The organism is Sphingobium sp. SA2 (assembly GCF_032227065.1).
Classification (GTDB): Bacteria; Pseudomonadota; Alphaproteobacteria; order Sphingomonadales; family Sphingomonadaceae; genus Sphingobium.
This window is the reverse complement of sequence record NZ_JAPMXX010000006.1, coordinates 2315499-2332265: the sequence shown is the minus strand read 5'-3', so window position 1 is coordinate 2332265 and position 16767 is coordinate 2315499. Positions and strand designations below refer to the sequence as shown.

Here is a 16767-nt window from a genome sequence, read left to right as displayed (position 1 = left end):
CTCTTAGCTCTCGATCAGACGATAGCCGCGCGGTCGGAGGATCGCGCGCACCCAGTCTTTCTCGAGCCTGCACCCTTCCGTCTCGAGCCTGATCGCATCATCGGCGCGGTCGAACAGCGCGACGCAAAGCGCGTCGGAATCCAGGCGCGAGCGATATTGAATGCCGTCGAGCCCGCCAAGAGCATGGGCCATCGCCGAGATACGCTGGGTCGCCTCATAGGGCGTTCCCGGCAAGGCCGGATCAAAGTCTGCGGAGACGGTGGCAGATGTGGTCCGGAACCAGGCGAGACCTGGACCATGGACGCGTGCCAGCCGAACCGCGCGCGTGGTCATGAACGTGGAAAAGCGCTTGCTCGCTATGACATCCCAGAGAATGTCGCGCTCGGCTGGCGTGCGCAGGATCGTCTCGGCAAAGGGTCCGACAAGGCTTTTGCCGAGATAGAGCACACCATAGCGCCGGTCCGGATCGTCCCAGCGCCATTGCGCATCCTTGCGCCCATACCAGTGCGCGCCGCGGGAAAGAGCATGGACGCGGAAGAGACGCTGGCCTGCCGCGATGCGCGAAACCGGCGGCATGGTCGAGCCGGCCATCGTCAGTCCGCGCGCGCCTGCGCCGCGCGCACAAGCCGCGCGATATCGGCCTCGCTTCCGGCCAGGAGGTCGAGCGGCCGCGCATCGCCCAGGGCCTCGTCACCACAGACCAGGAACTGGAGCACCGCCCAGCCGCCAAGATCGGCGGACGCGGCGAGAATGCGCCCTATGGCTGGGCGAACCGCATTGCCGTCGAACTGGCAGGCCGGAAAGAGCTTGGATCCATTGTCATCGACCATAAGGAGCCGATGCTCGCGCGCCGCCTTGTAGACCGCCTGCACGGTCTTGTGGCCAAGGAGCCTGCGGACAGCCTCGGCATCGAACGCGCCGCCGGCCCCCTCGATCATCCGCCGCTTGAAGGCGATGGCATTGGTGATATCCTCAGCCTCACCCGGATCACCGGCTTCGACCGCCGGGATGCTCCTTGCAATATTGAAGACGAGCGAGGCGATATCGACGCTGCTTGCCGCAGCCGTCTTGGCTGCGAGCGGCATCATCTTGATGATTCGGTCGGTGCTTGCCAAAATCCGATCGCGCAGGATCTGATCGATATCGACACCCGATTTGGCAACAGCGCGGGTCATCCCGATCCTCCTCGTTGAACTTGTTTTCTATAACAGGCTTGATGAACAAATTCAACAATGCCCAAGCAGACGGCGGCATTGCGTTGCACAGGCGGCGCAGCTTTTCAGGAATTGCACTTCAGTCGCCCGGCAGCGTCGTAATTCGCCGGATCCGCGGCAGGCATGTCCCACCCCAAGACCGATCCGGCTCCCATAGCGGCAATCTTGCCGGGTGTAGGCAAGAAGGTGGCGTTGAATTGCTCCACTGTCATATCGCCCGGCATCCGCCAGTGACCGCTCTCGCCGCGTTTGAGGATGATGGGATCGCCCGTCTCTCCATGATAGGTCGCGCACATCACCGGCAACCGGTCGAGCAAGGCGATACGCTGCTCGGCCTCTGCAAACGCCTTGGGCCGCAGCGCGTGGAGCCAGCTCGGCCCGAACTGGTTGCGCACCATGCGCAACGCAGCGCCCAAGGGCTCATTTTCGTCGGTCCCGTTCATCCAGTGCAGGCTAAGCGCCGATTTCCAGGTCCGGCCATGGCGCTGGCGAAAGAGGAGCAGCGCGCGCCACTGCTCGATGCTGGGGTCGTTCATACAGCTCTCCTGCGATTGGCGATGAGGCCTTTGCCTGCATGGTCGTGCGACGATCAGTGCGGGCAGCCCGCAACGATTGGGCGGTCAGGCTGCCGCGCTGGCTGGTCCTTCGTCCAGCGCTGCCTGCATGCTGCCCAGCACCTCTGCAGCGCGGTTCGCTGGCACGAACAGACGGGTGCGATATTGAATGATCTCGGTAAAGCAGCCGAGCGCCTTGAGCGCGGAGAGCTGCGCGGTCGGATAGTCCTTGATCTCGAGGCGGATCGCATCATTCACATGCACCCGTGCCAGACGCGCGCCCGAGAGCCAGGGGATGGGAACACCATGCACCCCTCGCGCACCCGCGATCAGTTCGCCAGGCGACAAAGCGAGGGCCATGTCGATGCCAAAGGCCGAGGCCAGCTTGGCAAGGCCCGCTGGCGAGATGATGCGGCCCAGAACTGACTTGCCTTCAGCATCCGCGATCCGCCAGACCCTTAGATCATCGTCGGGTAGCCGGTTCCAGACCGGGAGAAGAAGACCGGTAGCGATATTGATTGATTCGACGTCGATGCGGCTGCCCAGTTCTGAGACTTCAACGGCCCAGGCGGCTGCAAACTCACTCCGCCCGACCGGTTCCCATGCGGTCTCGGCAAGCCGGTCGTCGCGCACGCGTTCGGCACCCCCGGGTCGCACCAGCTCCCAGACGCATATCTCCTCGCCCTCATTGTCGAGGATCGACCAGGATGGGACCCGCAGCGCCACCCGCCCGGACCGCGCATTGCGAAGATACGCCACACGCTGCGACGTCTCCCAGCGTGCCTGGACATGGGCCAGCAAGGTCGGTCGGCGACGGCGATGGAGTTCGAGGCGGGAAAGCCAGGTCTCAGCCCCGGTACCAGGATCGCGGCGCAGGAGCAGCTTTTCGACCGATACGATCTTCTCGACGATGATGGTCTCGACGCCGACATCAAGGGTGCCGCGCTCGCGCGCCGCATCGATGCGCGCCTGGATGAGCGCCATATATTCCTCGAAGATGGCGTTCTGGGTCCCGATCCGCAGCGCCAGCAGGCGGTTGAGCCAGCGCTGGATTGGCGGCAGGTCGTCAAGCAGGCCGCCACCCTCGTCGGACAGCAGCTTCAATCCCGTCATTTCGACGAAGCGCTCGAGGGTCGTGCTCTTGAGCTTGCCGCGATACAGCAGCGAATACCATTGCAGGAGCGCGTCGCGCGCATAGTCGCTTTCCAGATTATCCATCGGATCGAAAAGATTCTGGCCCCCGGTCTGTCGCTGTCCGCGCGTGAGCGCCCCCAGACTGTCGAGCCGGCGGGCGATCGTACTGATAAAGCGTCGCTCGCCCCTGCAGTCGGTCGTCACTGGCCGGAAGATGGGCGCCGTCACCTGGTTGGTCCGGTTCGTGCGTCCAAGTCCCTGGATCGCAGCAGCGGCGCGCCAGCCCGGCTCGAGCAGATAATGGACCCGCCGCTTGTGCGCAGAGCCGCAGCTGCGGTCGGCATGATAGCTTCGGCCCGTCCCGCCTGCATCGGAGAAGATGAGGCCGGGCTTTAGGCCTGCCATGAAGGCGTTGGTTTCAGCAATATTGCTGGCTGGCGTACGGCGCTCGAGTCTTTGCCGGCCCTTACCATCGCACAGTATTCGGCGGGACCGGCCGGTGACCTCGGCGATCTGGTCGGGACCAAAATGCGCGATGAGGGCATCAAGCGCGCCAGGAATGGCGGGCATAGCGCACAGCTGCTCGACAAGATCGTCGCGGGCGCGCAGCGCAGTGGGGGAATGAACCGCATTGCCGACCGCATCCGTCATCGGCTCGGAGCGGGCCTCACCGCCTGGATCCTTGAATATCTTCATCTGCCGGGTCGGAAAGGCGGCCTGCACATAGTGAATCATGAGCTCGCGCGGGCTGAGCTCGATATCGAGATGGGCGCGCTCCTGCGCCGACAGGCTGGCCAGATGCCGGTCGAGCATTGCCTGGGCGGTGGTCACCAGCTGCATCACGGCCTGTCGGCCGCTTGCCATATCAGTCTCGACCGCTTTGATTAGCGTCGGCAGCTTCATCGCGATGAGGAGCTGGGCGAAGAAGCGCTGTTTGGCGCTTTCAAAGCGTGACAGCGCAGCGCCCTTGGCCTGCGCGTTCAGAGACTTGCCGATCATGCGGTCGGTGATCGCGGTGGCCTTGAGCGCCTCATCGAGATTGCGGTGGATGAGCGCCCAGGCGTCCGCATAGGCGTCATAGATCTCGATCTGCTCGCTCGTCAGGCGATGCTCGAGCGGATCATATTCGACGCCCTCGAAGGTCAGCGCACGCGCTGTATAGAAGCCCATGGCTTTGAGATCGCGCGCGACAATCTCCATCGCCGCGATCCCGCCGTCGCTGATCGCAGCCATGAACGCCTCGCGTGTCGCGAACGCGGCATTGCCCCAGAGGCCAAGCCGTGCGGCGTAGCAGAGATTGGCCGGATCGGTGGCGCCGGTCGCGCTGTTGTAGAGGATCCGCGCACGCGGCTGGAGGTTCTGGAGGCGCACGCCCGCAAGCCCCTGTTCGGAGCCCTTCTGCCCCCCGAATATCGTCTGCGTCCCCGCCGCGTTCGCCATCTCATGGGCCTCGTCGAAGGCGATGACGCCCTCGAAATCGGATCCCAGCCAAGCGAGGATCTGCTGGAGCCGCGACTGACGATCGTCGCGCTGCGATCGCAGCGTCGCATAGGTGAGAAAGAGGATGCCGCTCTCCATTGTAAGACGGCCGCCGACCGGCGTGGCATCAAGCGGCTGGATGTCGATCGAGAGGCCGCCAAGCGCGGTCCAGTCGCGCCGCGCATCTTCAAGGAGGCTCGCACTCTTCGAGATCCAGACCGCGCGCCGCCGACCCCCGCACCACTGGTCCATGATACAGGCTGCGATCTGACGTCCCTTGCCGACGCCGGTCCCGTCGCCGACCATGAAGCCCGCGCGGTAGGTCGCGCCCTCGGCATGGGCGTGCAGCAGCGTGCCTGCTTCATTGGGCACAAAGCGCCCGGGCAAATCGCGCTCGAAGGCCTGGCCTGCATAGATGACGGTCTCGATCTGCGCGTCCGACAGGGTCCCGACCGCGCGCGGCGGAAGCATCGGCCGGTAGCTTGGAACGGGCGGCAGTATCGACGACATCGCCATCGACTCGACAAGGCGATCGGGATGCGGCGCAGCGCCAGGAATGCGCATGCGCTTCATTTGCCAGGGGACATAGATGCCGATCGGTTCCTGCGCCGCGGGCGCCTCTTCAATGATGTCGTAGGATAGAAGCTCAGGCTCGCCGCCGTCATCGCCCGCTGCGGTGGGTGCGATCGGCCGCTTGGCGCTGAGCCCTGCAAAAACGCCGCCCGAGCCGCGTGGAAGGGCCGGCACGCCGGGCCGCGGCAACAGCGGCGATACCGCCGCTCCAGGACCACTCAGTCGCGAAGGGATTGTCGCGAGCAGCGCCTCGGCCTCACCAAGACTTTCTACATGGTGCCGCAGGGCACTGCCGTGCCAACCCTTGTCGAAGAGAATGATCCGTACCGAAATCGAGGTTCCGTGGGCGGCAAAGGTCTGGCCGTCGATCGTGCATTCCCATCTGGGTGGCACGCGCTCTGCAACGGTTCCATAGTCTTTGGCGCCCGACCCGTTCCTTGCAAAGCCGGGCGGCATGATCGCGACGCAGCGCCCACCGGGCGCTAGGCACTCGAGGGCCGCGTGAAGATGACGCGCGCCGGCATGGGGGTCTTGGCCCCGGCTTTGCGACCGCGCGAAGGGCGGGTTGATGAGGATGAGGTTCGGACGCTTGCCTTGGCCAAGCAGCGCATCGATATGCTCGCCGTCATGCTGCGTGACGGGCTGCCCAAAGGCGAGTGAAAGCAGGGCTGCGCGGCGCGGGTCGCGCTCGTTGAGGAGCATCCGTGCGCCGCGAGCCTTGGCATGGACCGCGAGCATGCCCGTTCCGGCCGAGGGTTCAAGGACAAGATCAGTGGGCTCGATCCCTGCGGCGCAGGCGACGAACCAGGCGAGGCCGAGCGGGGTCGAGAATTGCTGAAGGTCGATCTGTCGCTCGGACCGATAGCGCTGGGTCGGAAGCTGATGGCCAAGGGCCGCACGAGCGGCGAACGCGCTTGCCGGGTCGTCCCAGGCGACAAGGCTGCTCCCCACGTCGAGCACGCGCAGGACCTGCGCCATCTCGAGCGCATCATAGGCGTCGCGCATCGACCAGTCGCCGCAGGCGTCCGAACCGCCGACATGCGCACGCATCAGGCTGGATAGGGCCTTGCGGCTGATCGCACCGCCCTGGCCGAGCCGCTCGGCGAGGATTCGGGCGGTCGCAAAAAGCGCCGGGGCCATGGGATCGGAACAAGGCCCGTCAATGGGCGCAGCGAATAGAGGCAGGGTCATGATCTTCTCCGAAATGGGCACAAAGGACGCAAGCGCCCTCGCCTGACGCTCTCCCCCCTTCCTCCCGGCGATGGGTTGAGGGGACGTCACCGCTACTGAGGGCTAAAAAGCGCCAGGGACCGCGATGGCGCGCGGTCCCTGGTTCGTCTCGATGCTCAGGCCGCCTGCGGTATTGCCGGCGAAGCGGCGTCATCGCCCGATTGCGCCGCCGCTTCAGGCTCCCGGGCGCCCTCGTCATCGAACTCACCTATCAGTGCATCGTCGCTGGGCGGCCCCGCGTCCGGTCCGAACCGCATCTCGTCCGGAAGCCAGGACAAGGCACGCGCCTTGACGTCGGCGTCCGCGATGACGTCTCCTGCGAAGAGCTTCTCAGCCGAAACGGCAAGTTCGAACTTGCGCGAGCTGGCATAGCGGTTCTTCAGGGCAAGGCCGCCGATCAGCTCGAATAGGCCAAGGATCATCGGCTTGGTCAGCCGATCGAAGAAGTTGCGCGCGGTCGGCCGCCACCAGCGCACCGCGTCGATACCAAGCTTGGCACCCAGATGGGTGAGGAAGCTGCTGCCGCTGTGGCCGTCGGGAACCGCATTGATCGTACGGGCGACCGCCCAGCCGAGCCAGGCGGCGCGCGCCGCCTCATCGAGCGCGCAGAAAGCGTCATAGCGCGCCTCGAGCGTGTCATGATCATGCCATGCCCGTTCGAGCCCCTGCTCAAATTGCGTCCAACCCCTGGCGGCCGCGGTGTCGCTTTCATAGCCATGGACCCGCGCTGTCGCGGCCCGGGCGGAAAGTTCGCTTGGCATGCCCGTCCAGCCGGTACCGAGCGCCTTGTCGACCATGATGAAGATGGCGAGGTTGAGCGCGAATTGGGGATCGTTGGCGACGTGCAGCGCAAGCAGTTCGGTCTTCATCATCGCAAGCTCATCGCGAAGCCGTCCGCTATAGGCGATGGCCCCGTCGGCCTCGCCTTCCTCGTCCCCCGCGCCGGGATCGCGCCCGCCAGCGTCATCCTCACCGGCCTCGTCCGTCATATCGTCATCATCGAGACCGTCGTCTTCGGCGGACAGGTCCTCGAGCGCATAGAAACTGTCGTGTAGCCGGGGCTTACCGTCCGCATCGATCATCACAAAGGCGATGGCACCGGCCTTTTGGGCAGGCGTCAGGGCGGCCTCCTGTGGCATCATGGCGTCGAGCTCGGCATGGAGCGCCTCGATGCGCTCGACCTGCTCTGGCGAATAGTCATCAGCGCCTTGCGCTGCTTCCTCAATCGTCGCCAGTTCGGCCTCGATCTCGACCTGTCGCTCGGCGCCATCGGGGCTGAGCGGACCGGGCTCGGGTTCGATCGCACACGGCAATTGATAGGTCATGCTGTAGGGGATCATGGTCGCTGGAACGACGCGCACCTCGGCAAAGCCTTCGCGCGCCCGGATCGCCTGCGCGGCTGTCTCAAGCGCCTCTTGCGCTAGTCTCTCGACGATCTCGCCGTCGCGCCAGATTTCGCTGCCGGCGTCGGTGAACAGATCCTCCTCGATCCGTCCGCCGGCCGCAATATAGGCGTCGCGCCCGACCAGCATCGCCTTGGGATCGGCACCGCAGAATGAACCTGTGGCGAGTAGCCGACGAATCTCGTTTGGATTGTTGCGATGATAGCTCGCCTGCACCTGCTCGAAGACCCGGGCCTGCCGTTCCTTGTCCGCCGTGCTCCCATAGGCCTTGGCGACGTCGAGCGTGATCTCGAGCGCGCGCAGGGCGGCAAAGACGGGATCGGCCAGATTGGCGAGGCGCAGGCGCCCAAGCACGAAGGTTTCAGTCTTGCCGAAGCGCTTTGCGACCTCGGCGGGCGACTTCTTCTCGCGCTCAATGATCATCCGGAAGGCGCAGCCCTCGTCCGCCGGATTCATCGGCAGCTGGTAGAAATTTTCAGCAAGGCTCATCTCGATCGCGTCCCTCGCATTTTTCGCGATAAGGACGGGGACCATGAAGTCGGGATGGAGCGCGCCCTCGTCGATATTGGCGCGGGTCGCCTCGAGTCGGCGGCCGCCGCCATAGATTTCGACCTGCCCCTTGCGCGCGCCGCGGCTCACACGCACGCCGATCAGATTTTCCAGCAGGAAGCCGCTGGCAGCGATATTGGCTTTGAGCTCGGCATCGGCCGAGGGGTCGCTGTGCGTGCGCACATTGTCGGGCGATTTGAAGCAGTCGCGCGCGAGCACATAAGCGATGGAGGGTGTCGTCATCCTGTTTCTCCGTGAACGCGCAGCCGCCTGCCTGTCAGACCGCTATCCGCGCCCGGCTCACTTTCTCCCTCCCCCCTTCCCGCAGCACGTCGTTCCAGTCGTTATGGCCGCGCCAGGGCCATAGGGTCTCGACTGCGAAGCCCTGGGAAAGATAGGTTGCACGAGCCAGGCGTTCGGCTCTCTGGCCTGCAGCATCATAGTCGGGGAGAAGCAGTATCTCCTCCACCGCCGGGGGCACGCGAATCTGGTGAAGCCGCTCTGCGCCGAGGACGGCCCAAACGGGGAGCCCAAGAAGGATCGACGCGGACTGGGCGCTCTCTATACCCTCGGCAAGTCCGAGGCGCGGCCCTGCTTCGCACAGGCGGACAGCGCCGCAGAGGGGACGGCCCAGGGTCCGTTTTGGTCGGCTGAGATCATGTGCGAGCGCGCGGCCATCGCGCTCCAGGAAGAGCCGTTGCACCGCAACGATCCTCTCTTGCGCCTCGATCCCCGCCAGGAGCGCTGGCCGAAACTGCACATCCCTGCCGCGGCCCAATGGCGTTCGTGGATGCCAGCGCAGCGCCTGCGAGCAGGCATCGATGCCCCGCGCGCGCAGATAGATGTCGCCCGGCGTGTCGGCGAGTCCGTGGCCGCAGTTCCAGAGCGACCGGGCAAGCTCGCCCGTCCTTGGCGCGATCGCGCGCGCCATGTCAAAGGCCGCGGACCTTTCCACGGGCACGCGCAAGTCAAGGCGCCTGATCGCCCGCAGGACATCGAGCGTGTCGCATCCTGCAAAGCATTTGAACAGGAGGCTGCTGTGGCCGACACGGATCGAGAGGCTTGGGATCCTGTCGTCATGCGCGGGGCAGTGACACATCGCGCCGTGCGTCTGCCACTTGCCGCCAAGCCGATGGACGAGCCTCGCCGCTGCGAGGCCAAGAGAACTGATAGTCATGGGAAAGCGCCTGCAAAAATCTATATGCAAGCCGCTCACCCTTCCCCTCAAACGGCTTCCATCAAATATTAGCCATGTTCCAAAAACTACTGATACCAGATGATATTTGCGAAATATTCGCGCAACATTGTCCGACTTTCGGACCATCTCCATTTTATCAAAATCGCTTCTGGCGCGATGCTCTGGAAACCGCGATTCGGCGGTACAACCAAGGAGCATGACATGACGAAGAAGGATCAGGACAGCCACCAGCTCATCGACCTCGGCGCGGCGACGATCGTGACCAAGGGCCTCAACAATAATGGACCGCAGGACGATCCCTCGTCCCAGCGCATTTTCCAGATGGGCCTCAACGCCGAGTGATCGGCACCGGACGCGCGTCCGCGCGCGTCCGGCTAGGGGGAGGCTCTCCATGTCCATGCAATTACGGCCCGGCCTGGTTCACGCCATCTGCCAGGATGACATCATCCTTCTCGACCTCGAACAGGACCGCTATTTTGCTGTCCCACGGGTCTTGCATGGAAGCTTCCTGCGTGTCGTGGCGGCTGGGGAGCAGAATGCCGCTGACCTGGCCGCACTTGCCGACCTGCTCGGCCCTGCTGGCCTGCAGCCGGGTTCGCCTCAAGCCGATTCCAGGACCGACAGGCTCCAGGCGGTGGAGGGCAAACTCCCATGCCAACAACAGTCAGCCGGGGGGGCGCTTTTTGCGCGCGCCCTTTTTCTGCGCGCCTATGCCATTGCCTGGCTCCGCATCGCGCCTGTCGATCGGGTGATCGGCCGCCTGGAAGCAAGAAAACGGAACCTCAAAAAATCGCGCATTGATCAGGTCAAAGCGGGACTGGTGGCGCAGGCATTCGCACGCACTGGCCCCTTTTTCCCGACTGACGATCGCTGCCTCTCGATTTCGATAGCCCTCATGATGGCCATGCTCGACCGGGACATTCCCGCAACGCTGGTCATTGGCGTGCGAACGGCCCCTTTCTCGGCCCATTGCTGGGTCCAGCTCGACGGGCTGCTGGTCAATGACGATCTCGAGACTGCGCGCAGCTTCTCGCCGATCCTGACGGTCTGATATGGGCGGCCGCTATATCTGCTTCATCGACATGGCGATGGACAGACGATCTGTCGGAACGCTCCCCCAAAAGGCGCCTTCCGGCTTCCGCGCTGTTCTGGAAGCACAAGGACTTTCCCTGCATGTGAGCGGACCGATCGAGGTCTCAAAGCCAGCGGAAGGAGACTATGTCGTCCTGGGCCTTGCCTTCCCAAGAGAGATGACGAGGGCGGATGAGTCCGGCACGAACGACCCGGCCAAAGCTCTTCTGGCCCGACACTGGGGTGCTTTTGTCGCCATCCACGCCACAGAGCCTGGGCAGGTCAGCCTTGTTCGCGATCCATCCGGTCAACTGCCCTGCTATTATCGACGACATGAGGGTGGCTGGATAGTCGCCTCCGATGTCGATCTGCTGCGCCTCTATGATCGACGTCCCCTGGACATCGACTGGACGGAAGTTGCCGAAGAGCTTCTGTTCATCAACCATTTCACAGCCCGGACGGGGCTGACGGGGGTATACGAACTGCTCGCCGGCGAAGAAATGACCGTCACAGCGCAGGGGATCGAGACGAAAGCCGCATGGACTCCCTGGGATCCTGCAATGTCACCGGTGGAGACGGTGGAGGAAGCGATCGACCGTCTCGAAAGCGCATTCACTCTTGTGCATCAGGCGCTTGCGGCCAGATATTCACACCCCCTCATCACGGTCTCGGGCGGCCTCGATTCCTCCATCGTTGCCACACAGATAGCGCAGTTCACGAAGGACGCGCGGCTTCTTACATTCTACACCGACGGCGATCCATATGGAGATGAACGCGCCTTTGCCGCGATCGTTGCCAGGACATGCGAAGCACCGTTGACAGCGGTCCCTTATCGAGCGCCAGATTTTCCGACCAGTTGCCGGTCTGACATGTTTCTGCCGCGGCCGACCTATCGAACGATCGCTGGGCTGATCAACGCAAGGCTGCTCGATCAGAGCTATCTAGGCGGGCATGGCGCCGTCTTGGGCGGATTTGGGGGAGACAATAGTTTTTGCGGCATGGCACCGCCCTATGCGCTTGGCGATCTGCTCCAGGCTCGTCCCTCTCTGGCTGGCGTCTGGCAGATGCTTGGCGACCTCAGACGGATCACATCGGCCTCCTATATGGATCTTGCACGCCATGTCGCAAGAACGCTGCGCACGCGATTTCAACCGGTGAACGCCTATGCCTGGCCGCGCGAGCCCATCTTTCTCACCGCGGAGGTCGCGGAGCGGACCGCTCCCCGGAAGCTCCATCCCTGGCTGGATGCGCCTTGCGATGCGCTTCGCGGATCGACAGCCCATATCGCCGTGCTCATCAGGGCGCATAATTATCTCGAGCGCTTTCCGCGATCAGCATCGACGGTCAGCCTGTCACCCCTTCTCCTGGCACCGATCGTTGAGGCGTGTCTGAGCATCCCCAGCTGGATGTGGTGTGACGGCGGCATCGACAGGTCCATCGCCCGACAGGCCGCCACCACACTCCCGCCCGAGATTGCAGAACGACGAAGCAAGGGGTCGCCGCTCCAGATGCATGCCCGCTATTTCGAGACCTACCGCCACGACCTGAAGGCGTTCCTCATCGAGGGTATGCTCGTCGAAAAACAGATTGTCGATGCGGACGCTGTTAGACGCTATTGCGAGCGCGAACCTCCCGTTCGAGACCTGGACTATCTGCGCCTGTTAGAGCTTGTCGATGCCGAAATCTGGTGCCGCTATCAGCGTGGATAGCTCGCCTGTTGCGGCTGCACCATCGGAGCAAGCGAGCGCGGCAGCGGACCTTTGCCATCTGCAAGCAGATGATATTCGAACCACTCTATATTGCGGGCATAGGCAGCCCTGCGATGCGCGGGTTGCCAGAATATATGATATTCGTCTGGAAAAACATAGAGGCTGAGCGGCTTGCCCTCCTGCCGAAATGCAGCCTCGACCTCGAGCGAATGCATATATTCGCGGTCGGCCGACTGGATCAGGATGGGCGTGTCGACATCGGCCGCATTGGCGGCAAGCGAATATTCTCGAACGCGCTCGCTGTTGCGGTCCTTATAGGCGGGAAAGCCTGCCGCCGTGGCGACCTTCGCGAGATAGGGGCCAATCGAGGCGTTTACCATCAGAGGATCGCTGCAGCAGCCCGCCATGGCGACTGCGCGAAAGACATTATGATGGATGAGCAGATAGGTCGCCTTGTCGACGCCGTCGCTAAAGCCGGTTAGGCCGATGCGGTTCGGATCAACGACACCCTCCTTCTCCAGCATCGCAATTGCGGCCAGGATCGAGGAGGCCCCGCTCTTCTTGTCCGCCCATCCGTCAAAGCCCCGGCGATCGGCCTCGGCTTGAGTCTCCACTGGCTTCAGATAGCCAAAAAACGCAGGGCGCGTGTAGACGAGCACGGCAAACCCCCTGGCGGCCAAAGGGAATATGGGAAAAAGATCGCCCGTGCCTCCGCGCAGAAAGCCGCGCGACTGATAGCCCACGACGACGAGCGGCAAGCCGGCCGCCTTGGTCACGCCCGGTGGAAGGACAAGATCGCCAGAGCTTTCGAGGCCGATATCGTTTTTCCAGTGGAGACGACGAACCTCGCCCAGCGCGATCGCCCGCCACTCGGGATTGGGGTCGAGCAGCTCTCGCTCGGCGCCCGTGTCATAGTCGATCACCACCAACCGACGCGGAACCGTCGAGCTTTCAACGGCGCAGACCAGACCTTCCGCGGAGGGCCGACAGCCAACCACGTGATCAGATGTCAGTAGCAGGCGGTGCCTCTGGCTCGTGGTGAGGTCCCAACTCACAATCTCGGTCAGGCTGTCGGCGGGTCCGGTTTCGCTGGAAAACAACAGTCTGCGCTCATCGCGCCACCAGAGCTGGCGCGCCTTGGCGCAAGCGGCGTCACGGCATTCAATTCGTTCGCCACCCTTCCTGGACGCCGTGATAAATTTCGGCCCGTTGATCAGACCCGTGGTCCGAAAAGCGATGCGCGCCTCGAAGCCTGACGCATTGATCGCGCTTCCTGGTCCGACGCTTTCCGCAGTAGCAGGATCTGCTGCCCTAATGGCCCCTGAAGCTAGCGCTACGGCAAAGCGCCTGGTCGCCGTAGGCCCGGGGAAAGGCGAGAAGCGCCATTCGGGCATCCACCGCTCGTCAAAACGATAGCCGTCCTTTCCTTCTTCAATCACGGCCTGAGCGGCGGACGGGTCATCCGGCCGCGTGGCATATTCGATCTCCTTGCCGTCCTTGGTCCAGGAAAAATCCCGAACGTCCACCGGCGAGCGCGTCACCTGCAGAGGATCTCCCCCGGCCACTGCCACCCGCATGATCTGAACGATGCCATCGCGGCGCTCGGTATAGGCCAGCCATTTTCCATCAGGTGACCAGCGCGGTATGACGGCAGCTATGACCCCGCCTGAAAAATCGGGAATTTCGGGAAGATCGTAACGATTAAGCGAAACGCCGCCTCCTACGAGGATGGGCGCACTAACCTGCCCGGACCGGATATCGAGGATCACTATGCCCTGGCAAAAGTCATTCCGTCCTGCGTCTGCGCGTCGTAGAGTCAGAGCGATCTTCCTTCCATCGGGCGAGACGGTGAAGGGCGCTTCGGCATCCGCCTGTCCGCCGATATCGCGCAGTTCCACCAGGACTTCGATATCGGAAGGTCGCGTCGAGCCTTCAGCCGAACGCCAGTGCAGACGTTCTGTGCATCGATCTGCCTGCGGCGGCGGTGCCGCCTGGGACAGGGCGAGCGCGGCGACAGCCATCAGAGCCAGCATCGTCAGAAGCTCTTGGTGAGCGAGAGGCTCATGTAGCGGCCGATGGTAGGGTAGTTGGTGCTGTCGACTGGCATATAATTGCCCGAGTTCCGGATGATATCAGGCTTGGCATTGAGGATGTTGAGAGCGCTCACCTGTACATCGACGCCACCTGCAACATCGACATGATATTTGACCGACAAATCGACGCTGGCCATGCCCTTGAGTTCGACGGTGTCAACGCGCCGATTATCGGTGACGCCTCCGATGTAGTTGATCACGGCATTCACGAGAAGGCTGTCGAGCGACCAGCCCACCCCGCCGCGCAGCTTGAAATGGGGAGGATTGAAAATGGTGCCTGCAAGGTCGATCTTCGGCATCCCCTCGATGAGAATGCGGCTGGAGCGCAGATAAGTTGCATTGCTAAAGAGGGAGAGCGTTCCCAGGATTCCGGCATCGAAGCGATAGCTCAAGCTAAGATCGACGCCTGAAATCTGGTCTTTCGCTACATTCTGCGAACGGCCATCGATAGTGGCGTAGACGCTTGCAGGGTCGAACGGAGCACCGGACCCGGTCTGATTTTCAAGGCCCAGCGGTGCCATGGCGATCGTAGCGGCTATGTCTTGGGGCGTGGGTGAGAATTGGACGAGGTTTCCAAACACCGGATCGATCAGCACGCGGTTCAGCGACGAGATCGGGTCGACGATTCTATTCCGGTAGTTGACCCTGAAATAGCTGAGCGAGAGATCGAGACCAGGTATCCGACTTGGATGGAAGACGAGGCTCGCGGAAAGGCTGTCCGCCTTTTCGGGTTTCAGTTCGCTATTGCCGCCATAGACGGCCAATATCGTCTGACCCGCTGGAGCGCCCGGCCGCTCGCCGTAGAGGTTTCCGGGAAACAGATAGACGGTAACGGGATTGAGCCGCTGATAGAGGGTCGGCGACTTGAAAGAGCGGCCCCAGCTCAGTTTGAAGTCGACATCCGCATTGGGTGACCAGACGAAACCCAGCTTTGGCGTCGCGAGCCTTCCGATGCCGGGATAGTCCTCATAACGAACGGCCGCTGAAAGCGAGGTGCGATAGAAGCCAGGGATCTCCTGGTCTGGCGAAGACAGTGGGATGCTGAGTTCGGCATAGCCGAATATATTCTCCTGATGTGCATCGATCGGATTGCTCGCCGCACGCGAGATGAAGGCGTCCCGCCGATAGCCGCCTCCAAAAGCCAGGCGGATGTCGCCGCCAGGAATGGCGACCAGTGGTCCATCGCCCGAGATTTCGCTTCCGATCGTCTCATTTTCCAGTACCGCGCTGCTGAAATAGCTGGGGAAAATTTGCGAGCGGCTCCTGAGATGACTACGCCCATAGATGCCGACTAACGAGAATTGCCAATCGCTCATGCGAAGCGTCGCTGAGGGCGCGACACTCAAATTCCAGCTGGACGTCGAAAAGACGATCCCCGACACCTCGACCGGCGCGTTATTGGTGTAGGGGCTGGCGCGCACGGCGTCCCGGTGTGAATAGAGGGCATCAAGCGCGAGGACCAGATTTTCGCCAACATCCTGATGGCCACTGCCGACGATAGCGTAGCTTTCGATCTTGGGATACAGGGTGAGATGTTCATTCACGCCGGAAGCGAAGCTGCGGTCCCCCGCCAGAATCTCCGTGTTGCGGTCATAATTGCCCGTCAGCAGCACGCCGCCGGATCGCCAGAGCGTGCCGGCGGCGATATTGTAATTCTGGGTGGAATAGCCTCCGTCCGTCGCCGCGCCGAGCACGGCGTTGGCGGTTACGCCGCGAAGATCCTTTTTGAGCACGATGTTCGCAACGCCGCCGATCGCATCGGAACCATAGAGCGCGGACGCACCATCAGGCATGATTTCGACCCGTTCTACCGCCGCGAAAGGGATGCTGGAGAAATCCACCGACTGATTGCTCAGATTATAGGCGAGCCGGTGACCGTTGAGCAGCGTCAATGTGGAGCCGGGTCCAAGCCCGCGCAGGTTGAGCGCGGTTGAGGAATCCGTGTTTCTGCTTCCCGATGCCTCGGCGCCGTTGCCGACCCCTGGGCTTTGACCACCGGTGAAATTCTGCGGGATTGCGGCCGCGAGACCGCGCATGTCGGTAATCCCCTGGTCTCGCGCCTGTGCGGTCTCATAGCTGTAGACCTGCGACGCTGATGCCACGCCCCTTATGCGCGATCCTGTCACGACAATGGCTTCGCCCCTTTGCTCGGCTCCCTGTCCCCCGGCAGCCCCGGAGGGAAGGCGAATGTAAATGGCGTCCGAACCCATTTCGACCTTAAAACCCGTCCCCATCAGGGCACGTGCCAGTGCCTGCGGTGCGGTGAGACGCCCCTCAATCCCGGGCGCGGAGAGGCCAGCCATCGCATCTCCAGGGAAAATGATCTGCCTTCCTGTCAGTGTCCCGATCGCCAGCAATGTCTTGGTAAGCGGCTGCGCTGGCAAATCGATCATGACAGGGGCGCTGACCTCGTCGCGCGCGGATGCCTTTGGAAGGGTGTGAGCGACCGCGATGGCAAGCAGGCTGCTTGCCACCCAATGACGGGCGTTATGCATGGAATGTCCCCCAGTTGTGGCAGGCCCGGTGTTGGCGGGCTCTGACGGGGACATTGTGAAAGTCC

General features: G+C 62.9%; 11 protein-coding genes. 3 read left to right on the top strand and 8 right to left on the bottom strand.

The annotated features are described in order from the left end of the window. Positions 1–3 precede the first annotated feature (3 nt). From OVY48_RS18995 to OVY48_RS18970, 6 genes are all read right to left on the bottom strand, one after another. Positions 4–591: an RES family NAD+ phosphorylase gene (locus OVY48_RS18995; protein ID WP_313924007.1), complete on the bottom strand. Its 588-nt coding sequence runs from the start codon at positions 589–591 to the stop codon at positions 4–6. Positions 592–593: 2 nt separating this feature from the next. Next, positions 594–1175, bottom strand: a complete 582-nt coding sequence (locus OVY48_RS18990) for a hypothetical protein (RefSeq protein WP_313924006.1) — start codon at positions 1173–1175, stop codon at positions 594–596. Positions 1176–1279: 104 nt separating this feature from the next. Then, positions 1280–1750 (bottom strand): hypothetical protein, encoded by a 471-nt coding sequence (locus OVY48_RS18985; RefSeq protein ID WP_313924005.1) that lies wholly within the window; start codon positions 1748–1750, stop codon positions 1280–1282. An 84-nt stretch (positions 1751–1834) separates the two neighbouring features. After that, positions 1835–6145, bottom strand: coding sequence for a strawberry notch-like NTP hydrolase domain-containing protein (locus OVY48_RS18980; protein WP_313924004.1), 4311 nt, complete (start codon positions 6143–6145; stop codon positions 1835–1837). Positions 6146–6300: 155 nt separating this feature from the next. Next, positions 6301–8379, bottom strand: coding sequence for a ParB/Srx family N-terminal domain-containing protein (locus OVY48_RS18975; protein ID WP_313924003.1), 2079 nt, complete (start codon positions 8377–8379; stop codon positions 6301–6303). Between the two features lie 34 nt (positions 8380–8413). Beyond that, entirely contained in the window at positions 8414–9313 is a 900-nt protein-coding gene (locus tag OVY48_RS18970) for a toprim domain-containing protein (protein WP_313924002.1), read from the bottom strand. Between the two features lie 222 nt (positions 9314–9535). Here OVY48_RS18970 and OVY48_RS18965 point away from each other — a divergent pair, with 222 nt between their 5' ends. From OVY48_RS18965 to OVY48_RS18955, 3 genes are read left to right on the top strand one after another with little or no spacing between them, the layout of a single operon-like run. After that, positions 9536–9676: a hypothetical protein gene (locus tag OVY48_RS18965; RefSeq protein ID WP_169574587.1), complete on the top strand. Its 141-nt coding sequence runs from the start codon at positions 9536–9538 to the stop codon at positions 9674–9676. Positions 9677–9725: 49 nt separating this feature from the next. Further along, complete coding sequence (locus OVY48_RS18960) at positions 9726–10385, top strand: lasso peptide biosynthesis B2 protein (RefSeq protein ID WP_313924001.1); 660 nt, start codon at positions 9726–9728, stop codon at positions 10383–10385. 1 nt (position 10386) lies between these two features. Then, complete coding sequence (locus tag OVY48_RS18955) at positions 10387–12114, top strand: asparagine synthase-related protein (protein ID WP_313924000.1); 1728 nt, start codon at positions 10387–10389, stop codon at positions 12112–12114. Here the strand turns inward: OVY48_RS18955 and OVY48_RS18950 are convergent. Continuing rightward, positions 12102–14147, bottom strand: a complete 2046-nt coding sequence (locus OVY48_RS18950) for an Atxe2 family lasso peptide isopeptidase (RefSeq protein ID WP_313923998.1) — start codon at positions 14145–14147, stop codon at positions 12102–12104. The genes OVY48_RS18955 and OVY48_RS18950 overlap by 13 nt on opposite strands. A gap of 2 nt (positions 14148–14149) precedes the next feature. Beyond that, the gene (locus OVY48_RS18945; RefSeq protein WP_313923997.1) at positions 14150–16702 is read right to left on the bottom strand and encodes a TonB-dependent receptor; all 2553 of its coding nucleotides are present in this window, start codon (positions 16700–16702) and stop codon (positions 14150–14152) included. Positions 16703–16767: the final 65 nt, after the last annotated feature.

Excerpts from the sequence above, each read along its gene's own strand:
- OVY48_RS18995 (WP_313924007.1), bottom strand. The coding sequence starts at position 591 with ATGGCCGGCTCGACCATGCCGCCGGTTTCGCGCATCGCGGCAGGCCAG.
- OVY48_RS18990 (WP_313924006.1), bottom strand. The coding sequence starts at position 1,175 with ATGACCCGCGCTGTTGCCAAATCGGGTGTCGATATCGATCAGATCCTG.
- OVY48_RS18985 (WP_313924005.1), bottom strand. The coding sequence starts at position 1,750 with ATGAACGACCCCAGCATCGAGCAGTGGCGCGCGCTGCTCCTCTTTCGC.
- OVY48_RS18980 (WP_313924004.1), bottom strand. The coding sequence starts at position 6,145 with ATGACCCTGCCTCTATTCGCTGCGCCCATTGACGGGCCTTGTTCCGAT.
- OVY48_RS18975 (WP_313924003.1), bottom strand. The coding sequence starts at position 8,379 with ATGACGACACCCTCCATCGCTTATGTGCTCGCGCGCGACTGCTTCAAA.
- OVY48_RS18970 (WP_313924002.1), bottom strand. The coding sequence starts at position 9,313 with ATGACTATCAGTTCTCTTGGCCTCGCAGCGGCGAGGCTCGTCCATCGG.
- OVY48_RS18965 (WP_169574587.1), top strand. The coding sequence starts at position 9,536 with ATGACGAAGAAGGATCAGGACAGCCACCAGCTCATCGACCTCGGCGCG.
- OVY48_RS18960 (WP_313924001.1), top strand. The coding sequence starts at position 9,726 with ATGTCCATGCAATTACGGCCCGGCCTGGTTCACGCCATCTGCCAGGAT.
- OVY48_RS18955 (WP_313924000.1), top strand. The coding sequence starts at position 10,387 with ATGGGCGGCCGCTATATCTGCTTCATCGACATGGCGATGGACAGACGA.
- OVY48_RS18950 (WP_313923998.1), bottom strand. The coding sequence starts at position 14,147 with ATGCTGGCTCTGATGGCTGTCGCCGCGCTCGCCCTGTCCCAGGCGGCA.
- OVY48_RS18945 (WP_313923997.1), bottom strand. The coding sequence starts at position 16,702 with ATGCATAACGCCCGTCATTGGGTGGCAAGCAGCCTGCTTGCCATCGCG.